This window comes from Rahnella ecdela, assembly GCF_019049625.1.
GTDB lineage: Bacteria > Pseudomonadota > Gammaproteobacteria > Enterobacterales > Enterobacteriaceae > Rahnella > Rahnella ecdela.
In genome coordinates this window covers 197855-222041 of record NZ_JAFMOY010000128.1, presented here as the reverse complement: position 1 = coordinate 222041, position 24187 = coordinate 197855, and the positions used below count along the sequence as shown (strand labels likewise).

The window sequence follows — 24187 nt, the reverse complement described above, 5'->3', positions numbered from 1 at the left end:
TTAAAACCCGGCAGGCCGTTTGGTCTTGAGGAGAAGCAGAGATGGCCGGCGGAAAAGAGATACGTAGTAAGATCAGCAGCGTGCAAAACACGCAAAAGATCACTAAAGCGATGGAAATGGTCGCCGCCTCCAAAATGCGTAAAACGCAGGATCGCATGGCGGCCAGCCGTCCTTATGCAGAAACCATCCGTGAAGTGATTGGTCACCTTGCGCTTGGGAATCTGGAATACAAGCACCCGTACCTGGATGAGCGTGAAATTAAGCGCGTCGGGTATCTGGTGGTGTCTACCGACCGTGGTCTTTGTGGTGGTCTGAACATTAACCTGTTCAAAAAGCTGCTGTCAGAGATGAAAGGCTGGTCCGAAAAAGGTGTTGAAGTTGATCTCGCACTGATCGGTTCCAAAGCAGCCTCTTTCTTCGGCTCCGTGGGTGGCAACGTTGTTGCTCAGGTTACTGGCATGGGGGATAACCCTTCTCTGTCAGAACTGATCGGACCGGTGAAAGTGATGTTGCAGGCTTTCGACGAAGGTCGCTTAGACAAGTTATGCGTTGTCAGCAATAAATTTATCAATACCATGTCTCAGGAACCCCGCATCGTTCAGTTGTTGCCACTGCCACCGGCAGAAGACGGCGAACTGGCGAAGAAGTCCTGGGATTACCTGTATGAGCCGGACCCTAAAGCACTGCTGGACACCCTCCTGCGTCGCTACGTGGAATCCCAGGTTTATCAGGGCGTCGTAGAAAACCTGGCCAGCGAACAGGCCGCGCGAATGGTAGCGATGAAAGCCGCAACCGATAACGGCGGCAGCCTGATCAAAGAGCTGCAGTTGGTATACAACAAAGCTCGTCAGGCCAGCATCACTCAGGAACTCACCGAGATCGTCGGGGGAGCCTCCGCGGTTTAAGCTAGGTTTACGAATTACGTAGAGGATTCAAGATGGCTACTGGAAAGATTATCCAGGTAATCGGCGCCGTGGTGGACGTCGAGTTCCCTCAGGATGCAGTACCGAACGTGTACAATGCTCTTGAGGTAGAAAACGGTACCTCCAAACTGGTGCTGGAAGTACAGCAACAGTTAGGCGGCGGCGTTGTTCGTTGTATCGCAATGGGTACCTCAGACGGCCTGCGTCGCGGTCTGAAAGTGAACAACCTGGAACACCCAATTGAAGTACCGGTGGGTGTTGCAACTCTGGGTCGTATCATGAACGTATTGGGTGAACCAATCGACATGAAAGGTGCAATCGGCGAAGAAGAACGTCGTGCGATTCACCGTGCTGCGCCTTCTTATGAAGAGCTGGCAAACTCCCAGGAACTGCTGGAAACCGGTATCAAGGTTATGGACCTGATGTGTCCGTTCGCTAAGGGCGGTAAAGTCGGTCTGTTCGGTGGTGCGGGTGTAGGTAAAACTGTAAACATGATGGAGCTGATCCGTAACATCGCGATCGAGCACTCCGGTTATTCTGTGTTTGCAGGCGTGGGTGAACGTACTCGTGAGGGTAACGACTTCTACCACGAAATGACCGAATCCAACGTTATCGACAAAGTTTCCCTGGTCTATGGTCAGATGAATGAGCCACCAGGTAACCGTCTGCGCGTTGCACTGACCGGCCTGACCATGGCGGAGAAATTCCGTGATGAAGGTCGTGACGTACTGCTGTTCGTTGACAACATTTACCGTTATACCCTGGCCGGTACCGAAGTGTCCGCACTTCTGGGCCGTATGCCATCAGCGGTAGGTTATCAGCCAACACTGGCGGAAGAGATGGGCGCTCTGCAAGAACGTATCACCTCTACCAAAAGTGGTTCAATCACTTCCGTACAGGCCGTTTACGTTCCTGCGGATGACTTGACTGACCCATCCCCAGCCACCACCTTCGCTCACTTAGATGCGACCGTGGTACTGAGCCGTCAGATCGCGTCACTGGGTATCTACCCGGCGGTTGACCCACTGGATTCTACCAGCCGTCAGCTGGATCCACTGGTTGTTGGTCAGGAACACTATGATGTGGCTCGTGGCGTGCAGTCTATTCTGCAACGTTACAAGGAACTGAAAGACATCATCGCGATCCTGGGTATGGACGAGCTGTCAGAAGATGACAAGCTGGCTGTATCCCGTGCGCGTAAGATTGAACGTTTCCTTTCCCAGCCATTCTTTGTGGCCGAAGTCTTCACCGGTTCTCCGGGCAAGTTCGTATCGCTGAAAGATACCATTCGTGGTTTCAAAGGCATTATGGACGGCGACTACGATCACCTGCCGGAACAAGCGTTCTACATGGTTGGCACCATTGATGAAGCAGTGGAAAAAGCCAAGAAACTGTAACGCTAGCTTGTTGTGAGAGAGGATGACATGGCTGAAAAAGCTTACCATCTGGATGTTGTAAGTGCTGAAAAACGTATGTTTGAAGGCATGGTACAAAAAATCCAGGTGACGGGTAGCGAAGGCGAACTGGGTATTTTCCCGGGGCATGCTCCGCTGCTCACCGCCATCAAGCCTGGCATGGTGCGCATTGTTAAAGAACACGGTGAAGAAGAGTATATCTATCTTTCCGGTGGCATCCTTGAGGTGCAGCCGAATGCAACGACCGTGTTGGCTGATACTGCAATCCGTGGGCAAGACCTCGACGAAGCGCGCGCGCTTGAAGCTAAGCGCAAAGCGGAAGAACACATTAGTGGTTCTCACGGCGACGTTGATTACGCTCAGGCGTCAGCGGAACTGGCTAAGGCGATCGCGAAACTTCGCGTTATCGAACTGACCAGAAAAGCGATGTAACGACATCAGTTAGAAAAGCGACCTTCGGGTCGCTTTTTTTTTGCTTTTAAAAAAGTGCATTTTCAGTCTTTTTCCCAACGCAAATTCTCGCTTTTAGTGGAATACTTGCGTGATTAATCGACACTTTACCCTCAGTTTTTTTGGTGTAGTCTATGCAGCATACAACCCTTGCAGGCTGCGGTCTGTGGGCGGTTTTTGAAGCGAAATATGTAGTAATCCGTCCAATGAACGGGTTACTTTTGTCACTCAAATTGGATTTGTCAGGTTACCTATGTCGAACAGCGCACTGAGTGTGGTGATCCTTGCCGCGGGCAAGGGGACACGCATGTACTCCAACCTTCCGAAAGTTCTTCATCCTTTGGCTGGCAAGCCAATGGTTCAGCACGTCATTGATGCGGCCACGCAAGTGGGTGCCCGGAATGTGCATCTGGTTTACGGCCACGGCGGTGATTTACTGAAGAAAAATCTGGCAGGCAGTGATCTGAACTGGGTATTGCAGGCTGAGCAACTGGGCACCGGCCATGCGATGCAGCAGGCAGCGCCGTTCTTTGCCGATGATGAAGATGTGCTGATGCTGTACGGCGATGTTCCGCTGATTTCAGTCGACACTCTGAACAAGTTACTCAAAGCCAAACCTGAAGGTGGCATTGGTTTACTGACCGTTGTGCTGGATGACCCGACCGGTTATGGACGTATCGTTCGTGAGAACGGCATTGTCACCGGCATCATTGAGCAGAAAGATGCCAGCGAAGAACAGCTGAAAATTCAGGAAATTAACACCGGCATTCTGGTGGCAAACGGTGCATCGTTCAAACGCTGGCTTGGTCAGTTGAATAACAACAATGCGCAGGGTGAATACTACATCACCGATATTATTGCGATGGCGCACGCGGAAGGGCACCTGATCGCCACCGTTCATCCGGCACGAAACAGTGAAGTGGATGGTGTGAATAACCGCCTGCAACTTTCCCGTCTCGAGCGCGTATATCAGAGCGAACAGGCTGAACGCCTGTTGCTGGAAGGCGTGATGCTGATGGATCCGGCGCGTTTTGATCTGCGCGGCGAGCTGGCGCACGGCATTGATGTGGTGATCGACACGAACGTGATTATCGAAGGCCACGTAAAACTGGGTGATCGCGTCAAAATTGGTACAGGCTGCGTGCTGAAGAACTGTGTGATTGGCGATGATTGTGAAGTCAGCCCGTACAGTGTTTTTGAAGATGCGGTGCTGGAAAACGGTTGTACAGTCGGGCCTTTCGCCCGTCTGCGCCCAGGCGCTGAACTGGCTGAAGGCGCGCATGTCGGTAATTTCGTCGAAATTAAAAAGGCGCGTCTGGGTAAAGGCTCTAAAGCCGGGCATCTGACATATCTTGGCGATGCCGAGATTGGCGATAACGTGAATATCGGCGCAGGCACCATCACCTGTAACTACGACGGCGTGAACAAACACAAAACTGTCATCGGGAATGATGTCTTCGTCGGTTCTGACACGCAGCTGGTCGCGCCAGTGAGCGTGGGGAATAACGTGACTATCGCGGCGGGTACGACCGTGACGCGCGATGTGCCGGACAACGGTTTGCTGCTTAGCCGTGTGCCGCAGGTGCATAAACCTGACTGGCAAAAACCGGTGAAGAAAAAATAAGCTACTCAGAGAGTTAATCATTCAGGCGCAGTTTTCTGCGCCTGATGTGTGTTTATCGCGTTGTGTTTTGGTCTGCGTTTTATCATCGAAATGCAGACCAAAACATAATAATCCCCAACTCTCTACAAGGCTCGGGGAACCGCAAGTACACCGGAAAACGGGGCTTGTGGATAAATCAGGTCAGGCATCAAAAAAGGTCCCGAAAGACCTTCTATAGGAATAAAACTGATGTGTGGAATTGTAGGCGCTGTAGCGCAACGCGATATTGCTGAAATTTTGTTGGAAGGTTTACGCCGTCTCGAATACCGCGGTTATGACTCAGCCGGTCTGGCTGTGATTGATGCCGACGGAAAAATGGGACGTCTGCGTCGTCTGGGTAAAGTCCAGATGCTGGCCGATGCTTTGGATGAACATCCTTTGCACGGCGGTACCGGTATTGCTCACACCCGCTGGGCAACCCACGGCGAGCCTTCTGAAGCCAACGCTCACCCGCATGTGTCTGATTACATTGCGGTGGTGCATAACGGTATTATCGAAAACCACGAACCTCTGCGTGAATTACTGATTGAACGCGGCTACCGTTTTGATTCCGAAACGGATACCGAAGTGATCGCGCATCTGGTGCATTGGGAACAACTTCAGGGCGGCACTTTGCTGGAAGTCGTTCAGCGTGTCATCCCGCAACTGCGAGGTGCATACGGCACGGTAGTGATGGACCGACGTGACCCGTCCGTTCTGGTTGCTGCCCGTTCCGGCAGTCCGCTGGTGATTGGCCGTGGCGTAGGTGAAAACTTTATCGCTTCCGACCAGCTGGCGCTGTTGCCCGTGACCCGCCGCTTCCTGTTCCTGGAAGAAGGGGATGTTGCTGAAGTTAAGCGCCGTTCCGTCAGCGTTTATGACAAAAATGGTCACGCTGTAGAGCGTGTCGAAATCGAATCCAAAGTACAGTACGACGCTGGTGATAAGGGCGCTTACCGTCACTACATGCAAAAAGAGATTTACGAACAGCCGCTGGCCATTAAAAACACCCTGGAAGGGCGTTTCAGTCACGGCGAAGTGAATCTGAGCGAGTTGGGCGAAAAAGCTGACGAAATTCTGTCCCGTGTTCAGCACGTGCAGATCATCGCCTGCGGGACTTCTTATAATTCCGGCATGGTGGCACGTTACTGGTTCGAATCGCTGGCCGGTATGCCTTGTGATGTCGAGATTGCCTCCGAATTCCGTTATCGCAAATCCGCTGTGCGTCCGGGCAGTTTAATCATCACGCTTTCTCAGTCTGGTGAAACGGCCGATACCCTGGCAGCGCTGCGTCTGTCGAAAGAGCTGGGATATCTCGGTTCTCTGGCGGTCTGTAACGTGGCCGGTTCTTCTTTGGTTCGTGAGTCTGACCTGGCACTGATGACCAAAGCGGGCACAGAAATCGGTGTGGCCTCCACCAAAGCATTCACTACCCAGCTGACCGTTCTGCTGATGCTGGTGGCGCGCATGGGCCGCCTGAAAGGGATGAGCCCGCAAGTTGAGCACGACATTGTTCACGCGCTTCAGGCACTCCCTGCGCGTATCGAACAGATGCTGTCGCTGGATAAAACCATCGAATCGCTGGCCGAAGGTTTCTCTGACAAACATCACGCTCTGTTTCTCGGTCGCGGCGATCAGTATCCGATCGCGATGGAAGGTGCGCTGAAACTGAAAGAGATTTCTTATATTCACGCTGAAGCTTATGCGGCAGGCGAGCTGAAACATGGCCCGCTGGCGCTGATTGACGCGGATATGCCTGTGATCGTTGTTGCTCCAAATAACGAATTGCTGGAAAAACTGAAATCGAATATCGAAGAAGTACGCGCCCGTGGCGGGCTGTTGTACGTCTTCGCCGATCAGGACGCCGGTTTCTCTGACAGCGAAGGGATGAAAATTATCCAGCTGCCACACGTAGAAGAAATCGTCGCACCGATTTTCTACACCGTGCCATTACAGTTGCTGTCCTACTACGTTGCGCTGATTAAAGGCACCGACGTTGACCAGCCACGTAACCTGGCGAAATCTGTGACCGTGGAATAAGTTCGTCCGGTTCTGCGCCAGATTGTAGAAATTGTATAAGCGCCTTGCGGGGCGCTTTTTTATTGTTTCCGGTTTTTCTCTTTCTCGGCAACTGGTCACGATTTTATTCTCTCAGACTTCGTAACCCGCGCCGGATAAGGTATAGTTCGCGTTTTTCTGAAGGTGCTTTGCTCAATGCTGACCGACTCCTCCATTCGTCTTAACAAATACATTAGCGAGAGCGGAATTTGCTCGCGCCGCGATGCCGATCGTTACATCGAACAGGGAAATGTTTTTATCAATGGCAGGCGTGCCGCGGTAGGGGCTCAGGTATTTGCCGGCGATGTGGTGAAAGTGAATGGTCAGATTATCGAGCCGCGAGATGAAGAAGATCTGGTGCTTATCGCGCTGAACAAGCCAGTCGGCATCATCACCACGATGGAAGAAGGTGAGCGGGACAACATCCGCGATTTCGTTAATCACAGCAAACGCGTCTTCCCTATTGGCCGCCTGGACAAAGATTCACAGGGTCTGATTTTACTGACCAACCACGGTGATCTGGTCAACAAAATCCTGCGCGCCGGTAACGACCACGAAAAAGAATACATCGTGACCGTCAACAAGCCGATCACTGACGAGTTTATTGCCGGTATGGGCGCGGGCGTACCCATGCTCGGTACTGTGACCAAAAAGTGCAAAGTGAAGAAAGAAGCGCCGATGGTGTTTCGCATTACGCTGGTGCAGGGGCTTAACCGTCAGATCCGCCGTATGACCAAGCACTTTGGTTTTGAAGTCACTAAGCTTGAACGTGTGCGCATCATGAACATCAATCTGAAAGGATTGCCGCTGGGCGAATGGCGCGACCTGACCGATGATGAACTGATCGAGTTATTTAAGCTGATTGAAAACTCGTCTTCGGAAGATAAACCGGCGAAAAAAACGCCGTCAAAACCGGCTCAGGCTAAAAAACCGGCGGCCAAACCGGCTGTCACAAAAACAAAAAATTCCGATAAACCGGAAGGTAACGCCGCCTCCCGTAAGCGCTTTGCGCAGCCAGGACGTAAGAAGAAAGGCCGTTAAGTTTCCCGCTTTTTGTCATCTGCCGGTGTCAGAACCGGCATTTTCCGCTTAAAACCCCCGCATTTTGCCCGTCTGGTTTGAATTGTGACCAGTGTCATAAAACTGTCACATAACGTACATTTTACTGTCACTAAACTGTCCTATTTTCCTCCTGTGCCAAACACTTTAATTAACGTCGACATCAGTCGGGAAGTTTAAAACCACCAGGAGTGGAACATGAAATTGATGCGTAACACCGTCGCCGGTCTTGTAGCAGCGACTTTCTCCCTCACAGCAATGTCTGCTTTCGCTGCCACTAACCTGACTGGCGCTGGCGGTACCTTCCCAGCTCCTGTTTACGCAAAGTGGGCTGACGCATATCAGAAAGCAAACGGTACGCAGGTTAACTATCAGGGCATCGGTTCTTCCGGCGGCGTGAAACAAATTATCGCTAAGACCGTAGATTTCGGCGCATCTGATGCCCCGATGAAAGACGAAGATCTGGCTAAAAACGGCCTGTTCCAGTTCCCTACTGTAATCGGTGGCGTGGTACTGGCTGTTAATATCCCGGGGATCAAATCAGGTCAGCTGACGCTGGATGGTGCAACGCTGGGTGATATTTACCTCGGCAAAATCAAAAAGTGGAACGACGCGGCGATCACCAAACTGAACCCGGGCGTGAAACTGCCAGACACCAATATCGCGGTTGTTCGCCGTGCTGACGGTTCCGGTACCTCTTATGTCTTTACCAGCTATCTGGCTAAAGTGAACAGCGAGTGGAAAGACAAAATTGGTTCAGGTTCTACTGTTAACTGGCCAACCGGTCTCGGCGGTAAAGGTAACGACGGCGTCGCAGCCTTCGTTCAGCGCCTTCCTGGTTCAATCGGTTACGTAGAATATGCTTACGCCAAGCAAAACAACCTGGCTTACACCAAGCTGGTTGATGCTGACGGTAAAGCGATCAGCCCGACTGAAGAATCCTTCAGTGCCGCGGCTAAAGGCGCTGACTGGAGCAAAACCTTCGCTCAGGACCTGACCAATCAGAAAGGTGACAACGCCTGGCCTATCAGTTCCACCACCTTCATTCTGGTTTACAAAGATCAGAAAGACGCAGCGAAAGGCACCGAAGTGCTGAAGTTCTTCGACTGGGCTTACAAAAACGGCAATAAGCTGACGACCGATCTGGATTACGCAGCCCTGCCAGAATCAGTGGTTGAGCAAATCCGCGCAGCCTGGAAAACCAACATCAAAGACAGCAGCGGCAAAGCACTTTACTAGGAATACCCGTCATACTTGAAGCTGCACCGGCGTTAGCTGCGCTCGCTTGAGTAAGCTCATCGGGATCCACTTGCTTGCTGCCTTGGTACAACTCCAATTATTTTGGGTATAGTAACTCTGCTTCATTCCCTCTCCGGCCGGGGAGGGAATTAAATCTGAATTAAAAGAGAGTGGTATGGCTGAATACAAGCCGGCTATCAAGGCACCCAGCAAAAACGGTGACATCATCTTCGGCGCTCTGGTCAAACTGGCTGCGCTGATTGTGCTATTCATGCTGGGCGGCATTATCGTCTCGCTGTTTATTGCTTCCCTGCCAAGCATCGAGAAGTTTGGTTTATCCTTCCTGTGGACGAAAACCTGGGATGCCCCGAACGAACAATTCGGTGCACTGGTGCCAATTTACGGCACAGTAGTGACTTCGATTATCGCCTTGCTGATTGCCGTACCGGTCAGCTTTGGTATTGCATTATTCCTCACCGAACTGGCACCGAACTGGATGAAACGTCCGCTCGGTATTGCGATTGAACTGCTGGCGGCGATACCCAGTATTGTTTATGGCATGTGGGGTCTTTTTATTTTCGCACCGCTATTTGCACAGTACTTCCAGACACCGGTAGGTGATGTGCTTTCCGGTATCCCGATTGTTGGCGCTCTGTTCGCCGGTCCGGGGTTTGGTATCGGTATACTGGCGGCAGGTGTCATTCTTGCCATCATGATCATCCCGTACATTGCTTCCGTCATGCGTGATGTGTTCGAGCAAACGCCGGTGATGATGAAAGAATCTGCTTACGGTATCGGCTGCACCACGTGGGAAGTTATCTGGCGCATCGTGCTGCCGTTCACCAAAAACGGCGTGATTGGCGGCGTGATGTTAGGCCTTGGCCGCGCACTGGGTGAAACCATGGCTGTGACCTTTATTATCGGTAACACCTACCAGCTCGACAGCGCATCGTTGTACGCGCCGGGCAACAGTATTACCTCCGCGCTGGCCAACGAATTCGCGGAAGCGGAAGCCGGTCTGCACACTGCCGCGCTGATGGAACTGGGACTTATCCTGTTCGTTATTACCTTTATTGTTCTGGCGCTGTCGAAAGTGATGATCCTGCGTCTGGCTAAGAAAGAGGGCCGTTAAGATGACGACACTCGACATGCAAAGTAATGCAGCATTACTGGAATCGCGTCGCAAACGTCAGGCATGGCGCCGGCAGAAAAACCGTCTGGCTCTGATGGTTTCGATGATGACCATGGCGTTTGGTCTGTTCTGGCTGGTCTGGATCCTGTTTACCACCATCGTGAAAGGTGTGGACGGGATGTCGCTGGCGCTGTTCACGCAAAACACGCCGCCACCGAACACGGCGGGCGGTGGACTGGCAAATGCCATTGCAGGCAGCGGATTACTGATTTTATGGGCTACGGTCATCGGTACGCCACTGGGCGTGATGGCGGGGATTTATCTGGCCGAATACGGTCGCAAATCCTGGCTCGCTGAATTTATTCGCTTCATTAACGACATTTTGCTTTCTGCACCGTCCATCGTTGTGGGCCTGTTTGTGTACACCATTATGGTGGCAAAAATGGGGCACTTCTCTGGCTGGGCAGGCGTTCTGGCGCTGGCGCTGTTACAAATTCCGATTGTTATCCGTACCACAGAAAACATGCTGAAACTGGTGCCGGACAGCCTGCGCGAAGCGGCTTACGCACTGGGTACACCGAAATGGAAAATGATTTCGGCCATTACCCTGAAAGCCTCTGTTTCCGGCATCATCACCGGTATTTTGCTGGCCATCGCCCGTATTGCCGGTGAAACCGCGCCGCTGCTGTTCACGTCACTCTCCAACCAGTTCTGGAGCACCGACATGATGCAGCCGATTGCCAACCTGCCGGTGACCATCTTTAAGTTTGCGATGAGCCCGTTTGGCGAATGGCAACAACTGGCCTGGGCGGGCGTGCTGCTGATTACCGTGTGTGTACTGCTGCTGAACATTCTGGCGCGTGTGATTTTCGCCCCGAAAAAGCAATAACGTAATTCATTACTGAGGGCAGACGATAACGGCTGCCGTCACTGTTTACCCGGCGTCGCCACGCGGCGCGCGAATAAGAGAGATGTCTGAGAATGACTGACGCATCCAACAGCAAGATTCAGGTTCGCGATCTGAACTTTTATTACGGCAAATTCCACGCGCTGAAAAATATTTCCCTGGATATCGCTAAGAACGAAGTCACGGCATTCATCGGTCCGTCAGGTTGTGGTAAATCCACGCTGCTGCGTACTTTCAACAAAATGTATCAGCTGTACCCGGAACAGCACGCTGAGGGTGAAATCCTGCTCGATGGCGAAAACATTCTGGTTGATAAGCAGGATATCGCGCTGCTGCGCGCCAAAGTCGGCATGGTCTTCCAGAAACCGACACCGTTCCCGATGTCGATTTACGACAACATCGCGTTTGGTGTGCGTCTGTTTGAAAAGCTTTCCCGTACCGATATGGACGAACGCGTGCAGTGGGCGCTGACCAAAGCTGCACTGTGGAATGAATCTAAAGACAAGCTGCACCAGAGCGGTTACAGCTTGTCCGGTGGTCAGCAACAGCGTCTGTGTATCGCGCGCGGGATTGCGATCCGCCCTGACGTTCTGCTGCTCGACGAACCTTGTTCAGCGCTGGATCCGATTTCTACCGGGCGTATCGAAGAGCTGATCACCGAACTAAAATCTGATTATACCGTGGTGATCGTGACCCACAACATGCAGCAGGCTGCGCGTTGTTCAGATCGCACTGCGTTTATGTATCTGGGCGAACTGATCGAATACAGCGACACCGACTCGCTGTTCACGTCGCCAGCGCGCAAACAGACTGAAGATTACATTACTGGCCGCTACGGTTGAGGTAAGAAGAATGGACAACCTGAACTTAAACAAACATATTTCCGGCCAGTTCAACGCTGAGCTTGAACACATCCGCACGCAGGTTCTGGCAATGGGCGGGCTGGTTGAACAGCAACTGACCGACGCTATTACGGCGATGCATAATCAGGATGCCGAACTGGCGCAGCGCGTTATCCAGGGTGATGACAAAGTAAACCTGATGGAAGTGGCGATCGACGAAGCGTGTGTTCGCATCATTGCCAAGCGCCAGCCAACCGCCAGCGATTTGCGTCTGGTGATGGCAATCATCAAAACCATTTCCGAACTCGAACGTATCGGTGACGTGGCTGACAAAATTTGCCGTACGGCGCTGGAAAAGTTCTCGCATCTGCATCAGCCGTTGCTGGTCAGTCTGGAATCTCTGGGCCGCCATACGGTTGAAATGCTGCATGACGTACTGGATGCATTCGCGCGTATGGATCTTGACGAAGCGGTGCGAATTTACCGTGAAGACAAGAAAGTGGATCAGGAATATGAAGGCATTGTGCGCCAGCTGATGACCTACATGATGGAAGATCCGCGCACTATTCCCAGCGTGCTGACCGCGCTGTTCTGCGCCCGTTCTATCGAGCGTATCGGAGACCGCTGTCAGAACATCTGCGAATTCATCTTCTACTTCGTGAAAGGTCAGGATTTCCGCCACGTCGGCGGCGACGCGCTGGACAAATTGTTGACCGATGGCAAAGACGCGCCGAAAGAATAACGGTTAGCTGATTTCGTCCCACAAAAAAGGCCTCTTACGAGGCCTTTTTGCTGTCCGCTCACTATCAGCGTCCGATCAGCGCAATTACTTCATCACGTAGCGCAGGGCAACCATGACCGCCAGCTGGCGATAATGTGCAGTCTGCAAATCCACTTCATCCGGATTTTCAAACAAGGCGCCGAACGTGTACTGGTTGGCGACCTGATGCACACACAGGCTGCTGATCAGACGGTGAACGTCGCGAGCCTGTGCATCTTCTTTAAAAAGATGGCTTTGCTTGCCGCGCGCGAGAATATCTTCCAGCAGCGTTAATGCCGTTTTATTGATTTCACGGATGCTGGTGGACTGGCGAATAAAGCGGCCACGCAGCATGTTTTCCGTCGAAACAATACGAATGAATTCAGGGTGCGAGACGTGGAAATCAAAGCTGGCTTCGACCAGTTTGACGATGGCTTCCGCGGGCGGAAATGACGACAGATCCAGATCCAGCTCGTACTGACGAATACCGCGGTAAACGTGCTCCAGCACCAGCATGTACAAGGCTTCTTTGGTCTTGTAGTGATAGACCACCATACGTTTCGTAGTATTGGCGTTGGAAGCGATATTTTCCATACGTGCGCCCATCAGACCGGATTCTGCGAATTCAGCCAGAGCGCTGTCGAAAATGCGCTGCTTCAGTCCTATCGGATCATTTTTACGTCCCGGCGCCGGGGAACTTTGGCTGCTCAGCGTCTTATCCTCATCATTAACCACATTCTCGCCACAGAGATTAACCATTGCTTGGCTCAGTTACAATCCGCGCGTTCATACAAGTGCGCAGCACTTGACGAACGTGGCGTGAGGGTCCACTACTGTAAGTATCGAAGCCTGACTAAAAGGACGCTATTTTGCCTGCAACCACCCGTTTACGTTCGATTGCGACAGTTTCAGTACCGGGAACCTTGCCTGAAAAACTCACGGCGATTGCTGCTGCGGGATTCGATGGCGTGGAAATATTCGAAGACGATTTGCTTAAAAGTCCGGTCAAGCCGGCGGCTATCCGTAACCTTGCCGATTCTCTCGGTTTACGCATTTTTCTGCTGCAACCCTTCCGTGATTTCGAAGGTGTTCTGCCGGAAAAACGCATCGAAAAACTGGCCAGCGCGCGCCGTCAGTTTGACCTGATGCGCGAACTGGGCTGCGATCATTTACTGGTATGCAGCAACACTGACCCCGAAAGCTCGCCTGAACGTGATGTGCAGATTGCCGATCTCGCTGCGCTGGCTGAAATGGCGGAGCCGTATGACATCCGTATCGGCTTTGAAGCGCTGGCGTGGGGTAAACACATCAACCGCTACCGGCAGGCGTGGGATCGCGTGCGGGAAGTGAATCATCCGGCTCTGGGTATCGTGCTCGACAGCTTCCATATTCTGGCCACGGGCGACAATCTTGACCGGCTGGATGAAGTGCCGCTGGATAAAATCAGTTTCCTGCAACTGGCCGATGCGCCGTACAAAGACATGAACGTCCAGCAATGGAGCCGCAGTTATCGCTGTTATCCGGGGCAGGGTGATTTACCGCTGGTGGATTTCGTCAGTACGCTCAACCGCAGAGGTTTCACCGGTCCGTGGTCGCTGGAAATCTTTAACGATAAAACCCTGCCGCTGGCGGATGGCCTGCGTTCCCTGAGCGAACTGGAAAAGCGCATGCAGGCCTACGAAAAATCTCTCAGCGAGTAATCTGGTACCCCATCTGGCGCCAGATCTCCGGCAGCTCACGCATGTCGTGGAATGTCGTTACCAGCGGATGATCAAGCGGCGGGTTATGCGGGTCTGCGCAGTAATAAAACACCGGAATTCCGGCGGTGATCCCGGCCTGCGCGCCCGCGACCGAATCCTCGACCAGAATGCAGTTTTCCACCGGCACGTTCATGACATCAGCGGCTTTGTACAACACGGCAGGATCGGGCTTCCAGCGCTGTAAATCGTAGCCGCTGAACAGCTTATCGCCCATGAAAGGCAGTAAACCAGTCAGGCCAAGCGAGTGCTGCATTTTGGTGACCGGGCCGTTGGAGACGACGCACATCGGCACGGAAATTTTTTCCAGCAGCGCGCGCGCGCCGTCAATCGGCTCAAGTTTGCTGTCGAAAAGCCGCGCAACGTGCTGGCGGAAAACCACTTCCATTTCTTCTTTAGGCACGTCGATACCGTGCTCTTTATTGACGATCGCCACGATTTCATAAAGTTTGACGCCTTTGTATTTCTTATACATTTCGTCGAATGACACCGTCACGCCAAAATGCGCAAACATCTCGACATAGGCTTCGCAGCACAACAATTCACTGTCCACCAGCGTACCGTCGCAATCAAAAAAGACACATTCAACCTGTGACATACTTTCTCCCTGTGAGCGTTTCATCTATTGGCGTGCATTATGGCACTGTACCCGAACGATAGATTTAATCCCATACATCCAGTGCTGGCGCTTTTGGACTAAAATCCTTAGGATACCCCCCGATTGTTTTCCCCCCATTTTGGAACTCACCAATGAGCACACCACAGAGCAATGCGACTGCGGGTAAAGGTCTGGCTGAACGTCTGTTTAAACTGACGCAGCACGGCACCACCGTACGCACCGAAACTATCGCCGGTTTAACCACCTTCCTGACGATGGTCTACATCGTATTCGTGAACCCGCAAATTCTGGGTGTCGCGGGTATGGATAAACAGGCCGTCTTCGTCACCACCTGTCTGATTGCCGCGTTCGGCAGCATCCTGATGGGCGTGATCGCCAACCTTCCGGTCGCTCTGGCACCGGCCATGGGGCTGAATGCGTTCTTTGCTTTTGTGGTTGTGGGCGCGATGGGCGTTTCCTGGCAGGTCGGGATGGGCGCGATTTTCTGGGGCGCTGTCGGTTTGCTGCTGCTGACCATTTTCCGCATCCGTTACTGGATGATTGCCAATATTCCGGTCAGCCTGCGTGTTGGGATCACCGCCGGTATCGGGCTGTTTATCGGCATGATGGGACTGAAAAACGCCGGCATTATTGTGCCTAACCCTGACACCATCGTGACCATCGGCAATCTGACCTCGCACAACGTGCTGCTGGGCGTGCTCGGTTTCTTCATTATTGCGGTTCTGGCGTCGCGTAACTTCCACGCTTCCGTGCTGGTGTCGATTATTGTCACCACCGTGATTGGCATGATGATTGGCGACGTGCATTACACCGGTTTCTGGTCGATGCCGCCGAGCATCACCACGGTTGTCGGTCAGGTGGATCTGAAAGGCGCGCTGAATATTGGTCTGGCGGGCGTCATTTTCTCCTTCATGCTGGTGAACCTGTTTGACTCCTCCGGTACGCTGATTGGCGTGACCGACAAAGCCGGTCTGGCGGATGAGAAAGGTAAATTCCCGCAGATGAAACAGGCGTTGTACGTAGACAGCATTTCGTCTGTGGCAGGCGCATTTATCGGCACATCTTCCGTCGGCGCGTACATTGAAAGCACCTCCGGCGTGTCCGTCGGTGGCCGTACCGGTCTGACCGCAGTTGTTACGGGTTTACTGTTCTTGCTGGTTATCTTCATTTCCCCGCTGGCGGGCATGGTGCCGGAATACGCGGCAGCCGGTGCGCTGATTTATGTCGGCGTGCTGATGACATCCAGTCTGGCGCGCGTGTCATGGGATGACCTGACCGAAGCGGTTCCGGCGTTCGTGACCGCAGTGATGATGCCATTCAGCTTCTCGATCACCGAAGGTATCGCGCTGGGCTTCATCTCTTACGTGGTGATGAAACTGGGCACCGGTCGCTGGAGAGAAATCAGCCCGTGCGTGGTTGTGGTGGCGCTGCTGTTCGTGCTGAAAATCGCGTTTGTAGACGGGCATTAATCTGCTGATGTCTGCTTAACGCCGATAAAAAAACAGCCCGCTTTGCGGGCTGTTTGCATTTCTGATAACCGGAATTATTTGCTGACGCGGCGGGTATAGTCTGCAAATGCGGTCAGCTGGCCGCGCAGGAAATCCAGCGTTCCCTGATCTACCACTTCACCTGTCTGCTCATCTACTTTGCTTTGAATGACGCCACCCATAAATTCAGGTTTGTTCATGACCATTGCATCGAGGAAAACCAGGATCTGTCGCAGATGATACTGGCAGCGTGCGCCGCCGACCGGGCCCATTGAGCTGGTCTGGATAAGTACCGGCTTACCGGCCAGCGGCTGATTCGGCAGGCGGGAAATCCAGTCGATGGCATTTTTCAGGCCACCCGGCACGGAATAGTTATATTCCGGCGTGACGATAATGACGCCATCAGCCTGACGAATTTGTTCTGCAATGGCTTCGATATCTGCCGGGAAACCTTCTTCCTGCTGAATATCCGCATCGTAAAGGGGCACAGAACCGATGGAAGGTAACGCTTCAATCGTGATGCCTTCAGGGGCGACATTCGGCAATGTACGCGCCACCATGCCGTTGTATGACGCTTTACGAAGACTACCTAACAGTGTGACAAACTTCAGTGGTGTAACTGACATGGCTAACTCCTGTTATGGATGATTTTCCGAAAGGGCTGCCTGTAACCATAAACGAAAAACGACGCGGCGGATAAAAACAAACGTGAAGTTTTATTTAGCGGGCGGCAGGCTGATGAATTTCATAAAGTGCGGAGAATCGGATTGCTGGTCTGCGGAGAGGGTTTGCGTGCGGGTGAAGCCGTTTTCGGGTTCATAGCGCCAACACTGCAACCTGATGATCGAGGGCGATTGCGCGCAGGACCAGGTAATTGACCCTTCAATGTCACTCATCACCTGCGCCTCCGGTGTCACGGTAGATCGCAAACGGCCAGAAGCCGGATTCAGGCTGAGCGTCAGCGGGCCCTGATCGTTCAGGCCGGACATTTTCAGCATACTCTGGCGGATACACCACAGTTGCAGCGATGATTCCACCGGATCCGATTGCATGGCAATCCAGGTTTTTTCCACTGCGGAAAGCTGTAACTGCTGCTGCGGAGTCACCAGCGCACTGCGGGCATGAATAATTTCGAGGTCGAGGCCGACTTTTCCTTCGCTGCTGATTAACACGCCGACGGTGCTTCCGGCATACGCCAGACTGAAATCAGGGAGATCAGAGGATTCAAAACTCGGGCGGCCACTGGCCAGTGTGATGATGTGAGGAAGTTCAGCAATTCCGTACAGATAGAAAATCATTTCTGCCAGCAGAACGCGGCCATTAAGGAAACGCCTGCGCTGTTTTTCGGAAAGGTATCTTGCGGATAATACGATCTCTTTGGGCAACCGGTGTGTATCTGGTTCCGCATCCGTCATTGCCCATCTTGCAAAATGGCACGCCATTGTTCACTCCATGATTAATGGTTCGACCGTATTTTCTCAATTGTTCTAAATAATAACATTAAGAGAAATCATTAAAAACCGCTTAAAACCCGCATTGGCGCACACTTCCTTCACTTTTCAGACAGTTTTTCATAACCATAAAGTGAAACTAATCACAGATTTAAACGATTATTGGGAGGGGATCTCGCTGGAATGATGTTCTGGATTTTCACCCATACGATCCAGACACCAGATATATCTACTATAGCAACATAAAGAAACGTCAGAAAATGCCGTTACTAGTTAAGCAGCGATCTCGCTGCTTTGCCTGTGAGTACCCTAAAATGTTAAAAACAACGCAATCCCGCTTTATCGCATTGATCAGCTTGTTTTTTATTGTGCTGGTCATCGTTACGCTCATCGTGATCCAGGTCTTTATTGCTCCTCAACTTAAACAAACAGAAAGCAATCTGGTGGCTAATCAGGTTGATGATGTGGCGGTCGCCATTAACGATCGTCTGAATAAAGTTGAGTCTCAGGTTCGTACCATTACCCAAACTGTCGCACAAATGGACAGCGACAGTATCGACCGTCTGCTGCCTGCGCTGGTAGATCAGTACGGGGATTCTGCCGTGTTTGGTGGCGGTATCTGGCCGCTGCCGAACCAGCGCGACCCGGCAAAAATCAAATTCAGCACCTTCTTTGCCCGTAACAGTAATAATCAGCTGACGGTGAATACCTTCTGGAACAGCGCAGAATCGCCAAACTATTTCGATCAGTCCTGGTATCTCGCGGCTTCCAAAGGTGAAAAAGGGCAATGCGTCTGGGCTCCGGCTTATTTCGATGACGCCAGCACCCAGCCTCGCACCAACTGTGCCATGCCGATTTATAAAGGAGACAAACAGTGGGGCGTGGCCACCATTGACGTGACGTTGGGTTTCTTTAACCAGCTGGTGACGGAAATGGAGAAAAAGGTTCACGCGACGATTTATATCGTACAAAAAGACGGCACCATCGTCGGTACCAGTCATTCCTCCGATGAAAAGTTGCCGAAACTGGCGTCACTGGGCGAAGGCTCACCGCTGGCGACGCAAATCCGCAAAAGTTTGGATCAGATCAACGATCAGTCAAGCCTGGTGGCAGATTACGACAGCGACGGCACGTCGCATACGATGTTCATGAGCAACATTCAAGGGCCGTGGTATATCGCTACCGACATGCCAACCAGTCAGCTGCTGGCGCGCAGCCACAGTATTCTGACCAGTCTCGGTCTGGTGCAAATCCCGATGGTCTTACTGCTGCTGATTGTGCTGATTGCGGCGATTAAAGTGTTTATGCGCCAGCTCGGTGCGCTGAACAACAATATCGCTCAGCTTTCTGCGGGCGGGGCGGATTTAACCCAGCGCTTACCGGAAAGCCGCAGCCCGGAGTTCAATCAGATCAACCAGAGTTTCAACAGCTTCCTGTCTTTCCTGCAATCGATTTTGCGTCAGGTCGGTGACAGCAGTCTGGCGATCACATCAGCTTCGCGCCAGATTGCCAGCGGTAACCTCGACTTATCTGCGCGAACTGAAGAACAGGCCAGTTCGATTGTTGAAACGGCAGCGTCAATGGAACAGCTGACCAGCACCGTGAAGCAGAACGCCGCCAATGCGGAGGGCGCTAATCAGCTGGCGCGTGATGCGTCGGCAGTCGCGGAGAAAGGCTCGGAAGTGGTGAAACAGGTGGTCGAGACGATGGGGTCGATCACCCGTTCTTCACACAAAATCGTCGATATTATCAGTGTAATTGACGGCATCGCATTCCAGACCAACATTCTGGCACTGAATGCGGCGGTTGAAGCGGCACGTGCCGGTGAGCAGGGCCGCGGCTTCGCGGTGGTGGCGTCTGAAGTGCGCAGTCTGGCGCAGCGTTCGGCGACCTCTGCGCGTGAAATCAAAAAACTGATTGAGGATTCTGTGGCGGATATTTCTACCGGTAGCCAGCTGGTGGCGACGGCGGGGACGACAATGGATGAAGTCATGGGCGGCGTGAATAACGTGGCGACGCTGATGAACGAAATCATGTCTTCCAGTCAGGAGCAAAGTCTGGGCATCGAGCAGGTGAACGTTGCTATTACGCAGCTGGATAACGCCACGCAACAGAACGCCGCGCTGGTCGAACAGGTTTCTGCCGCCGCGCAGGCGATGCAGGATCAGACCGTTCAGCTGGAAACCGTGGTCGCGGGTTTTAAGCTCTGAGAAGTTGTTATAACGCACTAAAATTTAATGCCCGAAGCACAACGCTTCGGGTATTTTCTTAATAAATAGGCTTTTTTTATCGCCTTTTGAGAAAATAGCACAATTTATCCGCAAGTCTGATCTCCTATTTTTTTGACTATCCCTTTCCTTTTATTCTGCCGCCTGCTTTTTAACCCTTCTTATACTGTGGCTATTCTTGTATGGCAGTAGAATATTTTTTCGACAGGTAAATTCCGAACGTTTTGTAATTATTTGCAACCTAACCTTGGTTAACAATCTATATACAAAACCCTATTATTTTAAACGAAATTGTTTATTGATTGTTAATGATTAGTGTGAGGATCACCTATGTCGGAAAAAAATAATATCCCGTCCTCGAGGCGTGGATTTCTCAAAAAGACACTCGCTTTAGTCCCTCTGGTGGCGACAGCTTCGACCGGCGCATTGGCGCTTTCCCCCAAAAACAGTAAAGCAGCCGAGGGGGTTTCCCAGCACTACGTGCCGATTTTTTTCAATAACGAAGAGTGGCGCTTTCTTCTGGCCGCTTGTGAACGCCTGATCCCAACCGATGCCAACGGGCCGGGTGCGGTCAGCCAGGGCGTGCCGGAATATATCGACAAACAAATGGAGCTGCCCTACGGCCACGGCGGCCTGTGGTATATGCATCCTCCTTTTGTTGAAGCAGCTCCCACTCTGGGCTATCAGTCAAAACTCACCCCGCGTGACACCTACCGCCTGGGGATCAAAGCCGTAGATGCTCACTGCCAGCAGCAGTATCAGAAGAAATTCGCTGATTTAACCGTAACTCAGCAAAACGACCTGTTGACCTCCCTCGAAGCTAACCATCTTAAATTCGAAGAACTGACCGGCAATGCGTTTTTCACTCAGCTGCTGATGAATACCAAAGAAGGCTATCTGTCAGACCCGATCCACAGTGGCAACCAGAGTCTGGCATCGTGGAAGCTGATAGGCTTCCCCGGCGCCCGTGCCGACTACAAAGACTGGGCAGGGAAACATAACCAGGCTTATCCGCTTGGCCCGGTCAGTATTTCCAGCAAAAGGAATGCGTAATGAGTACTCAAAAGAATAAGCATGTTGATGTGGTGGTAGTGGGACTAGGCTGGACGGGCGCTATTATGGCGATGGAGCTGGCGGAGGCCGGTCTTGAAGTTCTGGCGCTGGAACGCGGCGAGCAGCGTGATACTTACCCTGACTTTGCTTACCCGCGTATTGCTGATGAGCTGACTTACGGTATCCGCCTGAAGTTATTCCAGGAGACAGCGAAAGAGACGGTTACCGTACGTCATACCTCGGCAGATTTCGCCGTGCCTTACCGCCAGTTTGGCGCGTTTCTGCCCGGTAATGGTGTGGGCGGTGCAGGGGTTCACTGGAATGGTATGCAATGGCGGGCGCTGCCTGCGGATCTGACCATGCGCTCTACGGTAGTGGATCGCTACGGGGAAAAATTTATCCCTGCTGATATGACCGTTCAGGATCATGGGGTGACTTACGATGAGCTTGAACCCTTCTTCGATAAATTCGAGCGGTTGTGTGGCACCTCGGGAACGGCGGGTAATATCCAGGGAAAAATCATTGAGGGCGGAAATCCTTTTGAAGCGAAACGCCAGCAGGGCTATCCGACACCCGCGCTGACGCAGCTCTATTCGGGCTCACTGTTCGGTGACGCCGCGAAGTCACTTGGCTTCCATCCGTTCCCTATCCCGGCGGCTAACGCCTCAGAACCTTACACCAACTTTTATGGTGTGCAGTTAGGTGCATGTAATTTCTGCGGTTTTTGCGAGCGTTTTGGGTGTTACAACTACTCTAAAGCTTCCCCGCAAAGCACGATTTTGCCTGCGCTTTATCAGAAGAAGAACTTTTCTCTCAGAACGCGCGCGCAGGTGGTGAGTATCAACACGGATTCCACCGGTAAAAAGGCCACCGGCGTTACCTACATTGATGCTTATGGTGAGAAAGTCGAACAGACGGCGGATCTGGTTATCTTAAGCGCCTTCCAGCTTCATAACGTTCGCCTGCTGCTGATGTCAAAAATCGGTACACCATATGACCCGAAAACCGGCGAAGGTGTGGTGGGTAAAAACTTTGCCTACCAGATGAACAGTGGTATCTCGCTTTTCTTTGATGAGAGCAAAACGTTCAATCCGTTTATTGGCGCCGGGGCAGCCGGGACGGTTATCGATGACTTCAATGCAGAAAACTTTGATCACGCCAAGCTCGGGTTCATCGGTGGCGCATATATCTCGGCAGTCCGTACCGGTGGTCGCCCTATCCAGCAAATGTCCTTGCCTAAGGGTACTCCGACCTGGGGCAGCGGCTGGAAGCAGGGCATCAAAGATAATTACCTGCATTCGATGTCCATTGGTTCCGAAGGGTCGGTTATGCCCTATAAGCAATGTTACCTCGATCTCGATCCCACTTATAAAGACACCTATGGCTATCCCTTACTGCGCATGACCTTTGACTGGCAGGATAACGAATACAAGATGACTGATTACATCACTGAGCAAATGAAGAAAATTGCCAACGTGATGAATCCAAAGAGCATGTCGGTCAGTCAGCTAAAACCCGGTGACCATTTTGATGTGAAACCCTACCAGTCAACGCATGTCACCGGTGGCGCGATCATGGGTGACTCACCGAAAAACAGCGTCGTGAACAAATATTTGCAGAGCTGGGATGTACCTAATCTGTTTGTACTGGGTGCTTCTGCGTTTCCACAGAATCTGGCCTACAACCCGACGGGCGTGGTTGGGGCGCTGGCCTATTTTGCCGCCAATGCCATTCGTACTCAGTACTTAGCCCATCCGGGACCTTTGGTTCAGGCATAATCAGGACGATATCATGATCAAAGAAAACAAGAGTTCATTATGGCGCCGCGGATTATGGCTGGGCCTGGGAATGACCGGTATGACGCTGACTGCTCAGGTTATGGCGGCAGAAAATAACGACATCAGTGCGCAGATTAAACAGGGTGAATATCTTTCCCGTGCGGGTGACTGCGTGGCCTGCCACACCGGACCCGGCGGCAAAAGTTTCGCAGGTGGCCTGAAGATGAGCACGCCGGTAGGCGCTATCTACTCGAGTAATATCACGCCGGATAAAAATACCGGTATCGGCAATTACTCCGAGGAAGATTTCAGCAAAGCCCTGCGTGAGGGGATTGCCAAAGATGGTCACCATCTTTATCCGGCAATGCCTTATCCGTCATTCAGCAAAATGTCCGACGCCGATGTACATGATCTGTATCTTTATTTCATCCATCAGGTTCCGGCGGTTGATCAGAAGAACCGTGACAGCGATATACCGTTCCCGTTAAGCATGCGCTGGCCGTTAGCGGTATGGAACAGCGTCTTCCTGGAGAAAAAGCCCTATCACTCTGATCCGCAGCAGACCGCTGACTGGAACCGGGGTGCCTATCTGGTTCAGGGCTTAGGCCATTGTGGCAGTTGCCATACCCCGCGTGGTATTGGCTATGAAGAGAAAGCGCTCGACCAGAATGACAGCGATTATCTCTCCGGAGGTACGCTCGAAGGCTGGCATGCACCCGATCTGCGCGGCGAAGCGACCACCGGCCTGGGACAGTGGAATGAAGAGGAAATCAGTCTGTTCCTCGGGAGCGGACGCACGGAGCGGACGGCGGCCTTCGGATCGATGGTGGAGGTAATTCAGGACAGTACCCAGTATCTGAACGATAAAGATCGTCATGCTATTGCGGTGTATCTGAAATCCCTGCCAACCAAGGGTAAAGCCGGGGTTCAGGTCAACAACAACAGTACCACTGAGGCTTTAAAGAAAGGCGATGTGTCGAAGGTTGGCGCGCAGGTTTATCTGGATAACTGTTCGGGTTGTCATCTTTCCAGCGGACAGGGAGAGAAAAACGCCTTCCCGCAGCTGGCGCAGAATCCGGCAGTGGTCAGCGATGACCCATCCTCTGTGATCAATATTGTGTTAAACGGTTCTCATGCGCCTAAAACACAGGCCGCACCGACCGGTCTGGCGATGCCTGATTTTGCGTGGCGGCTTGATGATCAGCAGGTGGCGGATGTGGTGAACTTTATCCGCAACGGATGGGGGAATCAGGCGTCAGCGGTCAGTGTCTCACAGGTGAAAGAGCTACGTAAACTCACGAAACCTGACGAGCCAAAAATAAGTAAATAACTGATAAGTAAGTAAAAAAAGAGGGTAAGTGATTGCTCGCTTACTCTCTTTCAAAAC

The 24187-nt window shown here is 52.2% G+C and carries 20 protein-coding genes and 1 pseudogene; 17 read left to right on the top strand and 4 right to left on the bottom strand.

What is annotated here, in order from left to right; translation table 11 throughout:
* Window positions 1–41 precede the first annotated feature (41 nt).
* The 11 genes from atpG to phoU all read left to right on the top strand — a co-directional run bounded on the left by atpG (window position 42) and on the right by phoU (window position 12409).
* Window positions 42–905, top strand: coding sequence for a F0F1 ATP synthase subunit gamma (atpG, locus tag J1784_RS15755; RefSeq protein ID WP_112290861.1), 864 nt, complete (start codon window positions 42–44; stop codon window positions 903–905).
* Between the two features lie 32 nt (window positions 906–937).
* Window positions 938–2320 carry a F0F1 ATP synthase subunit beta gene (atpD, locus tag J1784_RS15750; RefSeq protein WP_095924049.1) on the top strand — a complete coding sequence of 461 codons (1383 nt, stop codon included), beginning with the start codon at window positions 938–940 and terminating at the stop codon, window positions 2318–2320.
* A gap of 27 nt (window positions 2321–2347) precedes the next feature.
* Window positions 2348–2770 carry a F0F1 ATP synthase subunit epsilon gene (locus tag J1784_RS15745; RefSeq protein ID WP_095924048.1) on the top strand — a complete coding sequence of 141 codons (423 nt, stop codon included), beginning with the start codon at window positions 2348–2350 and terminating at the stop codon, window positions 2768–2770.
* 271 nt (window positions 2771–3041) lie between these two features.
* A complete protein-coding gene (glmU, locus tag J1784_RS15740) occupies window positions 3042–4412 on the top strand; it encodes a bifunctional UDP-N-acetylglucosamine diphosphorylase/glucosamine-1-phosphate N-acetyltransferase GlmU (RefSeq protein WP_217150021.1) in 1371 nt (456 codons plus the stop codon).
* 228 nt (window positions 4413–4640) lie between these two features.
* Entirely contained in the window at window positions 4641–6470 is a 1830-nt protein-coding gene (gene glmS / locus J1784_RS15735) for a glutamine--fructose-6-phosphate transaminase (isomerizing) (protein WP_217150020.1), read from the top strand.
* Between the two features lie 174 nt (window positions 6471–6644).
* The gene (rluF, locus tag J1784_RS15730) at window positions 6645–7529 is read left to right on the top strand and encodes a 23S rRNA pseudouridine(2604) synthase RluF (RefSeq protein WP_217150019.1); all 885 of its coding nucleotides are present in this window, start codon (window positions 6645–6647) and stop codon (window positions 7527–7529) included.
* A 216-nt stretch (window positions 7530–7745) separates the two neighbouring features.
* The gene (gene pstS, locus J1784_RS15725) at window positions 7746–8786 is read left to right on the top strand and encodes a phosphate ABC transporter substrate-binding protein PstS (protein ID WP_217150018.1); all 1041 of its coding nucleotides are present in this window, start codon (window positions 7746–7748) and stop codon (window positions 8784–8786) included.
* A gap of 175 nt (window positions 8787–8961) precedes the next feature.
* The gene (gene pstC, locus J1784_RS15720; RefSeq protein WP_217150017.1) at window positions 8962–9918 is read left to right on the top strand and encodes a phosphate ABC transporter permease PstC; all 957 of its coding nucleotides are present in this window, start codon (window positions 8962–8964) and stop codon (window positions 9916–9918) included.
* Between the two features lies 1 nt (window position 9919).
* Window positions 9920–10807 (top strand): phosphate ABC transporter permease PstA, encoded by an 888-nt coding sequence (pstA, locus tag J1784_RS15715; RefSeq protein WP_120507911.1) that lies wholly within the window; start codon window positions 9920–9922, stop codon window positions 10805–10807.
* 92 nt (window positions 10808–10899) lie between these two features.
* Entirely contained in the window at window positions 10900–11667 is a 768-nt protein-coding gene (gene pstB / locus J1784_RS15710; protein ID WP_013577692.1) for a phosphate ABC transporter ATP-binding protein PstB, read from the top strand.
* 10 nt (window positions 11668–11677) lie between these two features.
* Window positions 11678–12409: a phosphate signaling complex protein PhoU gene (phoU, locus tag J1784_RS15705; RefSeq protein ID WP_217150016.1), complete on the top strand. Its 732-nt coding sequence runs from the start codon at window positions 11678–11680 to the stop codon at window positions 12407–12409.
* A gap of 84 nt (window positions 12410–12493) precedes the next feature.
* Here phoU and J1784_RS15700 read toward each other — a convergent pair whose 3' ends face one another.
* On the bottom strand, window positions 12494–13186 hold the full coding sequence (locus tag J1784_RS15700; protein ID WP_217150015.1) for a TetR/AcrR family transcriptional regulator: 693 nt from the start codon (window positions 13184–13186) through the stop codon (window positions 12494–12496).
* A 110-nt stretch (window positions 13187–13296) separates the two neighbouring features.
* Here J1784_RS15700 and J1784_RS15695 point away from each other — a divergent pair.
* Window positions 13297–14094, top strand: a pseudogene (locus J1784_RS15695) (sugar phosphate isomerase/epimerase family protein); the annotation flags it as partial.
* Between the two features lie 22 nt (window positions 14095–14116).
* On the opposite strand, the gene yieH reads toward J1784_RS15695, so the two are convergent.
* Window positions 14117–14782 carry a 6-phosphogluconate phosphatase gene (gene yieH, locus J1784_RS15690; protein WP_217150013.1) on the bottom strand — a complete coding sequence of 222 codons (666 nt, stop codon included), beginning with the start codon at window positions 14780–14782 and terminating at the stop codon, window positions 14117–14119.
* A gap of 152 nt (window positions 14783–14934) precedes the next feature.
* On the opposite strand from yieH, the gene J1784_RS15685 reads away from it, so the two are divergent.
* Window positions 14935–16272: an NCS2 family permease gene (locus tag J1784_RS15685; RefSeq protein WP_217150012.1), complete on the top strand. Its 1338-nt coding sequence runs from the start codon at window positions 14935–14937 to the stop codon at window positions 16270–16272.
* 74 nt (window positions 16273–16346) lie between these two features.
* On the opposite strand, the gene J1784_RS15680 is transcribed toward J1784_RS15685, so the two are convergent.
* Window positions 16347–16916, bottom strand: coding sequence for an NADPH-dependent FMN reductase (locus tag J1784_RS15680; RefSeq protein ID WP_217150011.1), 570 nt, complete (start codon window positions 16914–16916; stop codon window positions 16347–16349).
* A gap of 90 nt (window positions 16917–17006) precedes the next feature.
* Window positions 17007–17732, bottom strand: a complete 726-nt coding sequence (locus J1784_RS15675; protein WP_217150010.1) for a 4'-phosphopantetheinyl transferase family protein — start codon at window positions 17730–17732, stop codon at window positions 17007–17009.
* A 323-nt stretch (window positions 17733–18055) separates the two neighbouring features.
* On the opposite strand from J1784_RS15675, the gene J1784_RS15670 reads away from it, so the two are divergent.
* From J1784_RS15670 to J1784_RS15655, 4 genes are all read left to right on the top strand, one after another.
* On the top strand, window positions 18056–19951 hold the full coding sequence (locus tag J1784_RS15670) for a methyl-accepting chemotaxis protein (RefSeq protein WP_217150009.1): 1896 nt from the start codon (window positions 18056–18058) through the stop codon (window positions 19949–19951).
* A 348-nt stretch (window positions 19952–20299) separates the two neighbouring features.
* Window positions 20300–21022 (top strand): gluconate 2-dehydrogenase subunit 3 family protein, encoded by a 723-nt coding sequence (locus tag J1784_RS15665; RefSeq protein ID WP_217150008.1) that lies wholly within the window; start codon window positions 20300–20302, stop codon window positions 21020–21022.
* Window positions 21022–22800 carry a GMC family oxidoreductase gene (locus tag J1784_RS15660; RefSeq protein WP_217150007.1) on the top strand — a complete coding sequence of 593 codons (1779 nt, stop codon included), beginning with the start codon at window positions 21022–21024 and terminating at the stop codon, window positions 22798–22800. The genes J1784_RS15665 and J1784_RS15660 overlap by 1 nt, the downstream gene beginning before the upstream one ends.
* Window positions 22801–22870: 70 nt before the next feature.
* The gene (locus J1784_RS15655; protein ID WP_217150047.1) at window positions 22871–24130 is read left to right on the top strand and encodes a c-type cytochrome; all 1260 of its coding nucleotides are present in this window, start codon (window positions 22871–22873) and stop codon (window positions 24128–24130) included.
* Window positions 24131–24187: the final 57 nt, after the last annotated feature.